Source organism: Pseudomonas sp. CROZ-RG-20F-R04-15, from assembly GCF_022662375.1.
Classification (GTDB): Bacteria; Pseudomonadota; Gammaproteobacteria; order Pseudomonadales; family Pseudomonadaceae; genus Aquipseudomonas.
Map to the genome: position 1 here is coordinate 41,562 of NZ_JAKNQL010000019.1, position 13,321 is coordinate 54,882.

The following is a 13,321-nucleotide window of genomic DNA, read 5'->3' on the forward strand; positions in this document are numbered from 1 at the left end:
CTACATTGGATTACGTTCCCTGTAGGCGTGCCGCACGCTGCGATCTTTTGATTTCAGGGGCGGGCCTTGAGCTGCGCCTCGGCCGCCTTGGCCAGATCCGGCGGGAGGAAATCCTTGTCCGGGTTGTAGTCGGCTTTCAGATAACGCCGCAGATCTTCCAGATCCCCCGGATTCAACGTCCCCGCCGCCTGCTTCAAACGCAGGTTGTCGAGAATGTAGTCATAGCGCGTGTTGTTGTAGTTGCGCACCGAGGTGTACAGCTGACGCTGCGCATCGAGCACGTCGACGATGTTGCGCGTGCCCACCTGATAGCCGATTTCCGTCGCTTCGACAGCACTCTGGTTGGAAATGATCGACTGGCGCCGCGCCTGCACCTGCTCGACATCGGTGTTCACTGCGCGGTGCAGGTTACGGGTGTTTTCGACGATCTGCCGACGCAGCGATTCGCGCTGCTGTTCGCTCTGATTCAGTTGCTCATACGACTGGCGCACTTGCGAGCTGGTCAGTCCGCCGCTGTAGATCGGGATGTTCAGTTGCAGGCCGACCGTGCTCTGTTCGACGTTGCCGTGGTAAGGCGTGCCGAACGAGTTCGGGTTGGCAAACCCGAGCGCATCGTTGTCACCCTTTTCGTATTTGGCCACGGCGTCGAGGGTCGGCAAGTGGCCGGCCTTGCGCTGTTTCAAGGTCTCTTCAGCCGAGCTGACGGCGAAGTTGCTCGCCAGCAGATTGAGGTTCTGTTTCGCTGCGGTATCGACCCAGGCCTTGGCGTCGTTCGGCGCCGGCGGCAGGATCGGCAGCGTGTGGACGATGCCCTGGATCGAATTGTACTGACGGTTGGTCAGGGTGATCAGCGCTTCGAACGCATCATCGACCTGACGCTGCGCAACGATGCGGTTGGCGCGCGCGGTGTCGTAACTGGCTTGCGATTGCAGGACGTCGGTCTTGTCCGACAGGCCGACATCGAAGCGCTCGTTGGACTGGTCGAGCTGGCGCTTGAACGCCGCTTCTTCAGCCTTGGTCGACGCCAGGTTGTCCTGGCTGCGCAGGACGTTGAAGTAATCTTCGGCCGATTGCAGGATCAGGTTCTGCTCGGTCGCCGAGAGTTGCAGCGCAGCTTGCTCGTTGACGTCCTTGGCGGCCTGGTACTGGAACCAGCGATCGGCGCGGAACAACGGTTGGGCGAGGGTCGCCTGATACGAATGAGCGCTGCGGTTGGCCACGGCCGAAGGCTGGTCGATCGAGGTGCGCACATTGGCGGTCTCGGCACCGCCGGACAGGTTTGGCAGCAGCCCGGCGCGAGCCTGCGGCACCACTTCTTTTTGTGCGCCGTACTGGGCGCGGGCGGCGGCCAGATCGGCGTTGTTGTCGACGGCCTCCTGATAGACGCTGACCAGATCGGTTTTGGTCGACAAGGGCGCTTCTGCTGCCCAGGCCATTGCGTTGGACGCACAAGACACGGCAACAGCCAGTGAGAGTTTGCGCAGCATGAGGCGATCCCTAGCATTAATATTATGGAAATAATCCGGGCGCCAACGTTAAGGCGCAGGCCCCACAGCGTCAAGGCGTGGCGGGGCAAAGCGAGTGTAGTTGCGCATTTGCATGACAACAATCAGCCAAGCCCCTGTATTTGCGCCATTCATCATGGTGATTGCTGCGGTGTTGGCGTTCTTTGCCGGTTGTGTCTAGACTGGCCGGGTTCTTGTCGGGGTGCCTTGCTATGAGGCTGAGATCGAATAATTTCGGATCCCGTTGAACCTGATCAGGTTAGCGCCTGCGTAGGGAACAAGATTTCTCGTCACCCGGCGAGTCCTCTTGTGCTTCGTCCGGGAAATTGTTCGACAATCGAACGCTCGACGACGATGCACAGCACCGGTCCTGGTGCGTCCGTGCCTTTCAGGTTCTGCTCCGACAATCCACTGCCTGGATGCTGTCTGGAGAGCCCGTGATGACTACAAAATCAAAAAACGCGATCAACCTGAGTGACTCGGCCAAGGTCGACGAGCAATCGGTCAAGCCGTTCACCCGTTCGCAAAAAGTCTACGTTCAGGGCTCGCGCCCGGACATCCTCGTGCCGATGCGCGAAATCACCCTCGATGTGACCCCGACCGACTTCGGCGGCGAAATCAACGCGCCGGTTACCGTTTACGATACCTCGGGGCCCTACACCGATCCGAACGTGGTGATCGACGTGCGCAAAGGCCTGGCCGATGTGCGTTCGGCGTGGATCGACGACCGTGGCGACACTGAGCGTCTGGCCGGCCTGAGTTCCAACTTCGGTCGCGAGCGCCTCGCCGATCCTGAATTGACCAAGCTGCGCTTTGCCCACGTCAACAACCCGCGCCGCGCCAAGGCCGGGGCCAACGTCACGCAAATGCACTACGCGCGTCAGGGCATCATCACGCCCGAGATGGAATTCGTCGCCATCCGCGAAAACATGAAACTTGAAGTGGCCCGCGCCGCCGGCCTGCTGGATCAGCAACACCCGGGCCACAGCTTCGGCGCCAGCGTGCCGAAAATCATCACCCCGGAATTTGTCCGTGAAGAGATCGCCCGTGGCCGCGCAATCATTCCGGCCAACATCAACCACACCGAACTGGAGCCGATGATCATCGGCCGTAACTTCCTGGTGAAGATCAACGGCAACATCGGCAACAGCGCGCTGGGTTCGTCCATCGAAGAAGAAGTGGCGAAACTGACCTGGGGCATTCGCTGGGGCGCGGACAACATCATGGACTTGTCCACCGGCAAGCACATTCACGAAACCCGCGAGTGGATCATCCGCAACTCGCCGGTGCCGATCGGCACGGTGCCGATCTATCAGGCACTGGAAAAAGTCGGCGGCGCGGCCGAAGACCTGACCTGGGAGCTGTTCCGCGACACGCTGATCGAGCAGGCCGAGCAGGGCGTCGACTACTTCACCATTCATGCCGGCGTGCTGCTGCGTTACGTGCCGCTGACCGCTAAACGCGTGACCGGTATCGTTTCCCGTGGCGGTTCGATCATGGCCAAGTGGTGCCTGGCGCATCACAAGGAAAACTTCGCCTACACGCATTTCGAAGAAATCTGCGAAATCATGAAAGCCTATGACGTCAGCTTCTCGCTGGGCGATGGCTTGCGTCCGGGGTCGATTGCCGACGCCAACGATGCCGCGCAATTCGGCGAACTGGAAACCCTCGGCGAACTGACCAAGATCGCCTGGAAGCACGACGTGCAAACCATGATCGAAGGCCCGGGCCACGTGCCGATGCAGTTGATCAAAGAGAACATGGACAAGCAACTGGAGTGCTGCGACGAGGCGCCGTTCTACACCCTCGGCCCGCTGACCACCGACATCGCACCGGGCTATGACCACATCACCTCGGGTATCGGCGCCGCGATGATCGGCTGGTTCGGTTGCGCGATGCTTTGCTACGTGACGCCGAAGGAACACTTGGGCCTGCCGAACAAGGATGACGTGAAGACCGGGATCATCACTTACAAGATCGCGGCGCATGCGGCGGACTTGGCCAAAGGACATCCGGGCGCGCAGATTCGCGACAACGCCTTGAGCAAGGCGCGTTTCGAATTCCGTTGGGAAGACCAGTTCAACCTCGGTCTGGACCCGGACACCGCGCGTTCGTATCACGATGAAACCCTGCCGAAGGATTCGGCCAAGGTCGCGCACTTCTGTTCGATGTGCGGGCCGAAATTCTGCTCGATGAAGATCACTCAGGAAGTCCGCGAATACGCAGCCAACCAGCGGATCGACGCGGTCGACGTGGACGTCGCCCAAGGCCTGGCGGAACAGGCCGAGCGGTTCAAGAAGGAAGGCAGTCAGCTGTACAAAAAGGTTTGACCCCGTACTGATCGTTCCCACGCTCCGCGTGGGAATGCAGCCCGTGACGCTCCGCATCACTGGACGCGGAGCGTCCCTAGAGGCATTCCCACGCAGAGCGTGGGAACGATCACAACACAACAAAAATGTCCCTCTGAGATAACACCCTTGAGCATTCAACCCAGCACCTATTCTCCCGACCTCGCCGTGCCCGCCGACAAGCGTGTATTCGGCGGTCGTGATCTGTTTTCCCTGTGGTTCTCCCTCGGCATCGGCCTGATGGTGTTGCAGACCGGCGCATTGCTCGCGCCTGGCCTGGGCCTGTCTGGATCGCTACTGGCAATTTTCCTTGGCACGCTGGTCGGCGTTCTGCTGTTGGCGGCCGTCGGCGTGATCGGCAGCGACACCGGTCTGTCGTCGATGGCCGCGCTGAAACTCAGCCTCGGCAGCAAAGGCGCGAGCCTGCCGGCGCTACTCAACCTGCTGCAACTGATCGGTTGGGGCTCGTTCGAAATCATCGTCATGCGCGACGCCGCCAGCCTGCTCGGTACTCGCGCGTTCAGCGAAGGTTCGCTGTGGTCGAACCCGGTGTTGTGGACACTGCTTTTCGGTGCGTTGGCAACCTTGCTCGCGGTCAGCGGCCCGCTGACTTTCGTCCGGCAGATCCTGCGCAAGTGGGGCATCTGGCTGCTGCTGGCTGCATGCCTCTGGCTGACCTGGAACCTGTTTGCCAAAGCCGATCTGGCCGACCTCTGGTCGCGTGCCGGTGACGGTTCGATGCCGTTCGCCGTGGGTTTTGACATTGCCATCGCGATGCCGTTGTCGTGGCTGCCGCTGATCGCCGACTACTCGCGATTCGGCAAGCGGGCGAAGAATGTGTTCGGCGGTACAGCCGTCGGTTTCTTCATCGGCAACTTCTGGCTGATGAGCCTCGGCGTTGCCTACACGCTGGCCTTCGCGCCGAGCGGTGAAGTCAATGCACTGTTGCTCGCATTGGCCGGCGCCGGTCTGGGCATTCCACTGTTGCTGATTCTGCTGGATGAGTCGGAAAACGCTTTCGCCGATATTCACTCGGCAGCGGTATCGAGCGGGATCCTGTTGCGCCTGAAAGTCGAGCATCTGGCTTTGGCCATCGGCGTGATCTGCACGCTGATCGCACTGCTGGCGCCGTTGGCGCAGTACCAGAATTTTCTGCTGCTGATCGGCTCGGTGTTTGCGCCGCTGTTTGGCGTGGTGCTGGTCGATCACTTCATCCTGCGCAAGCGCAGTGCTCAGGTCGCGTCGGCCGCATTGCGCTGGCCGGCGTTGTTGGCGTGGCTGGGTGGTGTGAGCACCTACCACTTGCTGGCGAATCTGTATCCGGATGTCGGCGCAACCCTGCCGGCGCTGGTGCTGGCAGGGCTGCTGCAGCTAGTGCTGGGCCGGGCCTTCAGTTACGGCCGGGAAACAGCTCGGGCTTGAGAATGCCGTTCAGACGCGGGTAAGGAATCTTCAGTTCGACGTGGCCCAGCGCGTAAGGCGCAATGGTGCTCACGTCGTACTTGAGGATCACGCCGCCATAGGTCAGCGCCACGTTCGGGGTTTTCACGAACGGCCAGCTCTTCACAAAGTCCGCTTCCTGGTCGAGCTTGGTACTGATCAACCAGCTGTTGTGCGCGACCTGCGCTGCCTTCCAGAACGCCTCTTCCTGACCCGGCACAAGCATGTCGGACAGGTTCAGCACTTTGTGCTGCTGGCGCGAATAATTGATGAAGCCGCGACCCGGGGTGCCATGCGCACCACCAGTGTCGAGGTAGCTCGACACCTCGATGATCACCAAGCCGTCATGCTGCTCGCGTACTTTCGCTTGCAGGTAGCTGCTGTTGCGCGGGCCGGCGCTGGCCAGGAACTGCTCGCGATAGGCCGCCAGGGTCGGCGCCACCGGGGCGTTCTTCTCGGTGCGGGTCATCTGCAGCAGACGTTTTTCGATGATGCCGTCCAGCGCAGGTTCGGCCGGGAAGCGCAGAGTGTCGATGTTCACTAATGGGCAATCAGGGTTGGAACAGCCCGGTTTCAGTTGTTCCGACGCATCGCGGGTGGTTTCCAGCGGCGTGCGGTAGTTGGGCTGGAACAGGCTTGCGCACGCGCCGAGTGTCAGGGCGATGGCGGCCACGGAGGCAATTTTGAAAAGCGACATGGGCGTCCTTTCGAAAGCAAGGGAAGGCAAAAAGTTACCGCTTCGACTCTCAACGAAGCAGTCAGTTCGCCACTAAGCTAATTAGAGTGCGTTTCGCCTTCACCGTCCATCCCGCTGACGGTAAAGGGGCTGCATCAAACGGTGCGGGCGCGTTAGGATGGCGCGAAGTCGAGGTTGCCAGTAACAAGCAGCAAGCTCGTAATGGATCTGCAGTAAAGAGGATGCTCATGACTGATTTTGCCAACGCCATTCCGACCACCGTTGACGTCGTGCGGCGTGAACGTTGCTACGAGGGCTTTTACAAGCTCGACCGTCTGCACCTGCGCCACGAATTGTTCGCTGGTGGCATGAGCCGCGAGATCAATCGTGAAGTGTTCGTGCGCCACGATGCCGTGTGCATGCTGCCGTACGATCCGCAGCGCGACGAAGTGGTGTTGATCGAACAGTTCCGCGTCGGCGCCATGGGCAAGACCGACAACCCGTGGCTGGTCGAACTGGTCGCTGGTCTGATCGACAAGGATGAACAACCGGAAGAAGTTGCTCACCGCGAGGCGCAGGAGGAAGCTGGACTGGACATCAAGGCCCTGTGGCCGATGACCAAGTATTTCCCGTCGCCGGGCGGCAGCAACGAGTTCGTACATTTGTATCTGGGGCGTTGCAGCACCGAAGGCGTTGGCGGCCTGCATGGCCTGGAAGAAGAGGCAGAAGATATCCGCGTCACGGTCTGGGCCTTTGAAGATGCCTTGCAGGCCGTCCGTGACGGACGCATTGCCAACGCGGCGAGCATCATCGCTTTGCAGTGGCTGGCGCTGAACCGCGCCGAAGTGAGGGGGTTATGGTCGTAAACAAGCTGCGCGATCGCTATCGAGTCGACCTCGTGGGGCTGCAAGCCGCCTGCGAGGCCAACTATGCGCGCCTGATGCGACTGCTGCCGGACATGCGCAACGAACCCGAAGCGCGGCGCATCGCCGTGACCCAGGGCGAGCAGATGCTCGGCGTGCTGGCCCTTGAAGTGCTGCAGACCTGTCCGTACACCACGACACTGCAAGTGCGTCAGGAACACAGCCTGCCGTGGCTGCCGGTGCCGCAGCTGGAAGTGCAGGTCTATCACGACGCGCGTATGGCCGAAGTGGTCAGCGCCGAACATGCACGACGCTTTCGCGGCATCTATCCTTACCCGAACGCGGCGATGCATCAGCCGGACGAAAAGGCTCAGCTCAATCTGTTTCTGGGGGAATGGCTGAGTCATTGCCTGGCGTTGGGGCACGAGTACGAAGTCGTACGCTAGTTGTGAACTGTGTCCGGTTCGCCGGTTTCCTCTTTGCGTGATCCCCCAGCATAATTGCGGCACTCGATCGATTCCGTGCTTTTGCCTTGGGAGAACGCCTTGCCGAGCGTATCCACGTTGACCACCGCCGATGCGGCGCTGCTGGTGCAGTTGTCCGACAGCCATTTGTTCGCTGAAGCGGACGGCGCACTGCTGGGCATGAACACCCGCGAGAGCCTGCAAAAGGTCATCGAGCTGGTGCTGGGGCAGCAGTCGCAGATCGACCTGATTCTGGCCACCGGCGATATCTCGCAGGACGGCACGCTGCAGTCGTATCAGCAGTTTCGCCAGATGAGCGCGCAGATCGCTGCGCCGGCGCGCTGGATTCCCGGCAATCACGACGAGCCGATGATCATGGCCCAGGCCACCGTGCAGAGCACGCTGCTGGAACCGGTGGTCGATATCGGCAACTGGCGAGTGACGATGCTCGATTCGGCAGTGCCGGGTTCGGTGCCGGGGTATTTGCAGGACGACCAACTGCAGCTGCTGGCCCGTTCACTGAGTGAAGCGCCGGAGCGCCACCACCTGGTGTGCTTCCACCATCACCCGGTATCGATCGGTTGCGCGTGGATGGAGCCGATTGGCTTGCGCAATCCCGAGGCGTTTTTCGAGGTACTGGATCGTTTTCCACAGGCCCGTGCGGTGTTGTGGGGGCATGTGCATCAGGAGATTGATCGCGAGCGTAATGGCGTGAGACTGATGGCTTCGCCTTCGACGTGCATTCAGTTTGAGCCGGGTAGTGAGGATTTCAAGGTGGGCGAGCAGGCGCCGGGGTATCGGTGGTTGCGGTTGTTGCCGGATGGGCGGTTGGAAACGGGCGTGGAGCGAGTGACTGGATTCGCCTTTACTGTCGATTACGGTTCCAACGGCTACTGATCAAATCAAAAGCCCCTCATCGGAACGCCGCCCGCCCAGCCCTCTCCCGGAGGGAGAGGGGGCCGACCGAGGTGTCTGGCGTCATCCATCGACCTGAAAGCATGTTTCGATTATGGATTCGCTGAAGCTCGCTCAAGTCGGTGTAGCTCTTGAATATCCCCCATTCAGTCCCCTCTCCCTCCGGGAGAGGGCTAGGGTGAGGGGCTTTCTCCCTGTAAACTCCGCTATCTTTCGCCGACACCCAGGGAGCTCAAATGTCCGGTTCGATCCTCTATATCCACGGTTTCAACAGCGCTCCGGCCTCGAAAAAGGCCTGTCAGCTGGTAACGGTGATGGAGCAACTGGGTTTGAGCGATCAACTGCGAGTTCCGGCTCTGCATCACCATCCGCGCCAGGCCATCGGTCAGTTGGAACAAGCGATTGCCGAACTGGGCAGCCCGCTGCTGGTGGGAAGCTCCCTCGGCGGCTACTATGCGACTCACTTGGCCGAGCGCCATGGCCTGAAAGCCCTGCTGGTCAACCCGGCGGTCAGCCCGCACCGGATGTTCGACGGCTATCTGGGCACGCAGAAAAACCTGTATACCGATGAAACTTGGGAATTGACCCACGACCACGTCACGGCCCTGGCCGAACTGGAAGTGCCGGCGCCTCAGGATGCCCAGCGCTATCAGGTATGGTTGCAGACCGGCGATGAAACACTGGATTATCGCCTCGCCCAGCAGTATTACCGCGCCTGTGCCTTGCGCATTCAGGCCGGCGGCGACCACAGTTTTCAGGGTTTTGCCGGGCAATTGCCGGCGTTGCTGAGTTTTGCCGGCATTGGCGCTGATTTGTATCAGGCAATCGATTTCACCGCACTGTGAAGTCTTGCCCCTATTTCATGAATGACTGACGACGAGACCCTATGGCCACTCCCAGCGCTAGCTCTTATAACGCCGACGCCATCGAAGTCCTCTCGGGCCTCGACCCGGTGCGCAAACGCCCCGGCATGTACACCGACACCAGTCGGCCGAACCACCTCGCCCAGGAAGTCATCGACAACAGCGTCGACGAAGCCTTGGCCGGCCATGCCAAATCGGTACAGGTCATCCTGCACGCCGACCACTCGCTGGAAGTCAGCGACGACGGCCGTGGCATGCCAGTCGACATCCACCCGGAAGAGGGTGTGTCCGGCGTCGAGCTGATCCTCACCAAGCTCCACGCAGGCGGCAAGTTCTCGAACAAGAATTACCAGTTCTCCGGCGGTTTGCACGGTGTAGGTATTTCCGTGGTCAACGCCTTGTCGACCGAAGTCCGGGTGCGCGTCAAGCGTGACGGTAACGAATACCAGATGACTTTCAACGACGGCTTCAAAGCCTCGGAACTGGAAATCGTCGGCACCGTCGGCAAGCGCAATACCGGCACCAGCGTGTACTTCGCGCCGGATCCGAAATACTTCGATTCACCGAAATTTTCCATCAGCCGCCTCAAGCATGTGCTCAAGGCCAAGGCTGTGTTGTGCCCCGGTCTGTTGGTCAGCTTCGAAGACAAAGGCACCGGCGAGAAAGTCGAGTGGCATTATGAGGACGGTCTGCGCTCGTATCTGGTCGATGCCGTCAGCGAATTCGAACGTCTGCCGGACGAGCCGTTCTGCGGCGCTTTCGCCGGTAATAAAGAAGCCGTCGACTGGGCGCTGCTGTGGTTGCCGGAAGGTGGCGACGCGGTGCAGGAAAGCTACGTCAACCTGATCCCGACGGCGCAGGGCGGTACCCACGTCAACGGTTTGCGTCAGGGCTTGCTCGATGCCATGCGTGAATTCTGCGAATTCCGCAGCCTGCTGCCACGCGGCGTGAAGCTGGCGCCGGAAGACGTCTGGGAGCGCATTGCTTTCGTCCTGTCGATGAAAATGCAGGAGCCGCAATTCTCCGGCCAGACCAAAGAACGTCTGTCGTCCCGTGAAGCGGCGGCGTTTGTCTCCGGTGTGGTCAAGGATGCGTTCAGCCTGTGGCTCAACGCCAACCCGGAAACCGGCCTGGCACTGGCCGAACTGGCGATCAACAACGCCGGCCGTCGTCTCAAGGCGAGCAAGAAAGTCGAACGCAAACGCGTCACCGCAGGTCCGGCATTGCCGGGCAAACTGGCAGACTGCGCCGGTCAGGATCCGATGCGTTCCGAGCTGTTCCTGGTCGAAGGTGATTCCGCCGGCGGCTCCGCCAAACAAGCGCGGGACAAAGAGTTTCAGGCGATCCTGCCGTTGCGCGGCAAGATCCTCAACACCTGGGAAGTCGACGGCAGCGAAGTGCTCGCCAGCCAGGAAGTGCACAACATCGCCGTGGCCATCGGTGTCGATCCGGGCGCCGCGGACATGAGCCAGCTGCGCTACGGCAAGATCTGCATCCTCGCCGACGCCGACTCCGACGGTCTGCACATTGCGACGCTGCTCTGCGCGCTGTTCGTCCAGCATTTCCGCCCGCTGGTGGATGCCGGTCACGTCTACGTCGCGATGCCGCCGCTGTACCGCATCGACTTGGGCAAAGAGATTTACTACGCCCTCGACGAAGCCGAGCGTGACGGCATTCTCGACCGTCTGGTCGCCGAGAAGAAGCGCGGCAAGCCACAGGTCACCCGATTCAAAGGTCTGGGTGAAATGAACCCGCCGCAGCTGCGTGAAACCACCATGGACCCGAACACTCGGCGTCTGGTGCAACTGACGCTAGGCGAAGACTTCGCCGAAACCTCGGAAATGATGGACATGCTGCTGGCGAAGAAACGCGCCGGTGACCGCAAGACCTGGCTCGAATCCAAAGGCAACCTCGCCGAGGTGCTGGCCTGATGCGGTTTGGCTGGGCCTTCGCGGGTGCCTTGCTGCTGAGTGCAATGACCGTATCGGCTGAGCCGTTACAGGAATTGCGCTTGCTCTCCGAGCATCCGGTCGACGGCATGCGCGGCGGTAATCTGTCGGGGCTGGCGCTGTGCGGTAACGAACTGTGGACGGTGTCCGACCGCGATGATGACCAGATCTACCGGCTTAAAACCGCTGATCAGGTCTGGCAGGCCGAAACCGTGCACATCGACGTACCGCCAGTGCCCGACAGCGGCTTGCCGTGGGGGTTGAGTTCACGCACGTGGGCGGCGTCGTTCATCCGTGGCGGTGATCTGGATTTCGAAGGCATCACCTGCGACAGCGCTGGCAATCGTTACATTGTCAGCGAGGCCCATGCGGCCGTGTTACAGGTGCCGCCACAAGGCCCGGCGTCGTGGCTGAAAATCTCGCCGATGCTGGTGAAAGAAGCCCGGGCCAGTGGCATGTTGCTGCACTTCAACGCGCTGTTCGAAGGGCTGGCGATCAACCCGGCAGGCGATCAGTTGTGGCTAGCGGCGGAGCGTGAGCGCCGTGGCTTGCTGAAGATCAAGCGTCAGCAAACGGTCTGGGATTGCGACGGCGCCTGCGTACTGCTCAGCGAGGCTGGCGTCGAGATGCAGCCGCCGCAGTTTCCCAAGGCGCGCGCCGTGACTCGCGACTTTGCTGATCTGTCGCTGTTCAACGGCAAGTTGTTCACCCTTGAGCGCAACGCGTTTCAGATCTGCCGCCGCGATGCGGTGACTGCCAAAGTCGAACAATGCTGGTCGTACGCCGAAGATGCCTTGCAACCACAGCGTCTTTATTCACAGGCCTATGGCCTGGCGGAAGCGCTTATCGTGGACGCGCAAGGTGCATGGATTGGCCTGGACAACAACGATGGCGTGCGTGCCGACGGCGAGAAACGCCCGATCGTCTGGCGCTTCGCCGCGCCTGATGGCGGCTGGAGCGCAAAGCCTTAGGCGCGCAGTGTCGGAGCATTGCGCAAGGGTTTTCGCCGATCTGTGAGCAGATCAGGAAACTGCTGCAATACTTCAATTGGTAATGGTCGCCCCGTCATTGTTGAGCACGCCTGAGGCGGTTCAGTCGGGCTGGCTATGAAAAATGAGGCGCGCTGGATGATGGACACGTTTGCTGCGCTGGCCGGTGGTTGAGGTCCGAGCCATGGTGAGCAGGCACTGAAGCTCTGAAGCAATGCTGTCGAGAGAGTTGTGTGGTCGTTGAATTCCGACATGTCGTGCAAGGCTCGGGGAAACTTGAAACGCCGACTGCGGGAGATTCAATGATGAAACTCAACCTCTTTATTGCGGGATTTTTGCTTGTCTGGAGTTCGCTGGGACTGGCCGCAGACCCTGAACTGCGGATGCTTTCAGAGCATCCGGTTGATGGGATGCGCGGAGGTAATCTGTCCGGGCTGGCCAAGTGTGGCGAGCAACTGTGGACTGTGTCGGATCGAGATGATGATCGGATCTACAGGCTCGATACGCAAGACAAGGTGTGGAAGGCCGAGGCTGTTTTGATTAATGTTCCACCGGTGCCGGAAGATCCCGGGCGAACCCTGGCCATGAAAACCCATAGCTTTTTCAGGTCGCTAGCGGGTAATGGTGCGTTGGACTTTGAAGGGATCACCTGCGACGCTAGCCAGAATCGCTACATTCTCAGTGAAACGTATTCAGCCATTCTCAAAATTTCACCAACCGGGAAATCATCCTGGTTGCGCGTCTCGCCGCAAATGTTAACTATGGCGCGGGAAAACGGGTTATTGGTACATGCCAATGCATTGTTTGAAGGCTTGGTAATTACTGGATTTCTTGACACCGAAATCTGGTTGGCAGCGGAGAGGCAAAAAAGAGGTTTGGTTAAAATCGAGCGGCTTTATTTTCCCCCCTTCAATGTCGTCTGGAATTGCTTTTCGGTTTGTGTAGTCATGACTGAGGAAGGGTTGGCCCCGCAGCCGCCCCAATTTCCAGATCCCAAATGGGTGGACAAGGATTTTTCGGATATCGCACTGTTCAATAACAAGTTGTTCCTGCTGGATCGTAATGCTTTCAAAATCTGTCGCCATGAAATGCTTACAGGCAAGCAGGAGCGCTGCTGGTCATTCGCAGCAGATGCGCTGATTGCAAGCCGTCAATATTCCGCCCGGCATGGCATGACTGAAGCGTTGCTGGTCGATGCGCAAGGTGCGTGGATTGGCGTCGACAACAATTTTGCAACCCGTGCCGATGGCGAGTCTCGCCCAATTGTGTGGCGCTTTTCAGCGCCTGAGGGTGGCTGGAGTCAATGAGC

At 60.1% G+C, this 13,321-nt stretch carries 11 protein-coding genes and 1 riboswitch; of the genes, 9 read left to right on the forward strand and 2 right to left on the reverse strand.

Going from position 1 to position 13,321, the window contains the following annotated elements:
- Window positions 1-53: 53 nt before the first annotated feature.
- Window positions 54-1,487, reverse strand: coding sequence for a TolC family outer membrane protein (locus tag L8H52_RS22655; RefSeq protein ID WP_242208834.1), 1,434 nt, complete (start codon window positions 1,485-1,487; stop codon window positions 54-56).
- Between the two features lie 206 nt (window positions 1,488-1,693).
- Window positions 1,694-1,799: riboswitch (TPP riboswitch) on the forward strand.
- A gap of 146 nt (window positions 1,800-1,945) precedes the next feature.
- Here L8H52_RS22655 and thiC point away from each other — a divergent pair.
- Both thiC and cytX read left to right on the forward strand, forming a co-directional pair.
- A complete protein-coding gene (gene thiC / locus L8H52_RS22660) occupies window positions 1,946-3,835 on the forward strand; it encodes a phosphomethylpyrimidine synthase ThiC (protein WP_007915736.1) in 1,890 nt (629 codons plus the stop codon).
- 147 nt (window positions 3,836-3,982) lie between these two features.
- Window positions 3,983-5,275 carry a putative hydroxymethylpyrimidine transporter CytX gene (cytX, locus tag L8H52_RS22665; protein ID WP_242208833.1) on the forward strand — a complete coding sequence of 431 codons (1,293 nt, stop codon included), beginning with the start codon at window positions 3,983-3,985 and terminating at the stop codon, window positions 5,273-5,275.
- Here the strand turns inward: cytX and L8H52_RS22670 are convergent.
- On the reverse strand, window positions 5,244-5,990 hold the full coding sequence (locus L8H52_RS22670) for an RsiV family protein (RefSeq protein ID WP_242208832.1): 747 nt from the start codon (window positions 5,988-5,990) through the stop codon (window positions 5,244-5,246). The genes cytX and L8H52_RS22670 overlap by 32 nt on opposite strands.
- Before the next feature lie 227 nt (window positions 5,991-6,217).
- Between L8H52_RS22670 and L8H52_RS22675 the strand changes: the two genes are divergently transcribed.
- The 7 genes from L8H52_RS22675 (at window position 6,218) to L8H52_RS22705 (ending at window position 13,319) form a co-directional block, all read left to right on the forward strand.
- Complete coding sequence (locus L8H52_RS22675) at window positions 6,218-6,835, forward strand: NUDIX domain-containing protein (RefSeq protein ID WP_093430152.1); 618 nt, start codon at window positions 6,218-6,220, stop codon at window positions 6,833-6,835.
- Window positions 6,826-7,278: a DUF1249 domain-containing protein gene (locus tag L8H52_RS22680; RefSeq protein WP_016985685.1), complete on the forward strand. Its 453-nt coding sequence runs from the start codon at window positions 6,826-6,828 to the stop codon at window positions 7,276-7,278. Before L8H52_RS22675 ends, L8H52_RS22680 begins: the two co-directional genes overlap by 10 nt.
- 99 nt (window positions 7,279-7,377) lie before the next feature.
- Window positions 7,378-8,193 carry a 3',5'-cyclic-AMP phosphodiesterase gene (gene cpdA, locus L8H52_RS22685; RefSeq protein ID WP_242208831.1) on the forward strand — a complete coding sequence of 272 codons (816 nt, stop codon included), beginning with the start codon at window positions 7,378-7,380 and terminating at the stop codon, window positions 8,191-8,193.
- Between the two features lie 254 nt (window positions 8,194-8,447).
- The gene (locus L8H52_RS22690) at window positions 8,448-9,056 is read left to right on the forward strand and encodes a YqiA/YcfP family alpha/beta fold hydrolase (protein ID WP_242208830.1); all 609 of its coding nucleotides are present in this window, start codon (window positions 8,448-8,450) and stop codon (window positions 9,054-9,056) included.
- Between the two features lie 41 nt (window positions 9,057-9,097).
- Window positions 9,098-11,005, forward strand: a complete 1,908-nt coding sequence (gene parE / locus L8H52_RS22695) for a DNA topoisomerase IV subunit B (RefSeq protein ID WP_141128523.1) — start codon at window positions 9,098-9,100, stop codon at window positions 11,003-11,005.
- Window positions 11,005-11,994, forward strand: coding sequence for an esterase-like activity of phytase family protein (locus tag L8H52_RS22700; RefSeq protein WP_242208829.1), 990 nt, complete (start codon window positions 11,005-11,007; stop codon window positions 11,992-11,994). The genes parE and L8H52_RS22700 overlap by 1 nt, the downstream gene beginning before the upstream one ends.
- 323 nt (window positions 11,995-12,317) lie before the next feature.
- Window positions 12,318-13,319: an esterase-like activity of phytase family protein gene (locus L8H52_RS22705; RefSeq protein WP_242208859.1), complete on the forward strand. Its 1,002-nt coding sequence runs from the start codon at window positions 12,318-12,320 to the stop codon at window positions 13,317-13,319.
- Window positions 13,320-13,321 lie beyond the last annotated feature (2 nt).

Coding starts and splice junctions, on each gene's coding strand:
- L8H52_RS22680 (WP_016985685.1), top strand. CDS start 6,826: ATGGTCGTAAACAAGCTGCGCGATCGCTATCGAGTCGACCTCGTGGGG.
- thiC (WP_007915736.1), top strand. CDS start 1,946: ATGACTACAAAATCAAAAAACGCGATCAACCTGAGTGACTCGGCCAAG.
- parE (WP_141128523.1), top strand. CDS start 9,098: ATGGCCACTCCCAGCGCTAGCTCTTATAACGCCGACGCCATCGAAGTC.
- L8H52_RS22670 (WP_242208832.1), bottom strand. CDS start 5,990: ATGTCGCTTTTCAAAATTGCCTCCGTGGCCGCCATCGCCCTGACACTC.
- L8H52_RS22705 (WP_242208859.1), top strand. CDS start 12,318: ATGAAACTCAACCTCTTTATTGCGGGATTTTTGCTTGTCTGGAGTTCG.
- L8H52_RS22700 (WP_242208829.1), top strand. CDS start 11,005: ATGCGGTTTGGCTGGGCCTTCGCGGGTGCCTTGCTGCTGAGTGCAATG.
- L8H52_RS22690 (WP_242208830.1), top strand. CDS start 8,448: ATGTCCGGTTCGATCCTCTATATCCACGGTTTCAACAGCGCTCCGGCC.
- L8H52_RS22655 (WP_242208834.1), bottom strand. CDS start 1,487: ATGCTGCGCAAACTCTCACTGGCTGTTGCCGTGTCTTGTGCGTCCAAC.
- L8H52_RS22675 (WP_093430152.1), top strand. CDS start 6,218: ATGACTGATTTTGCCAACGCCATTCCGACCACCGTTGACGTCGTGCGG.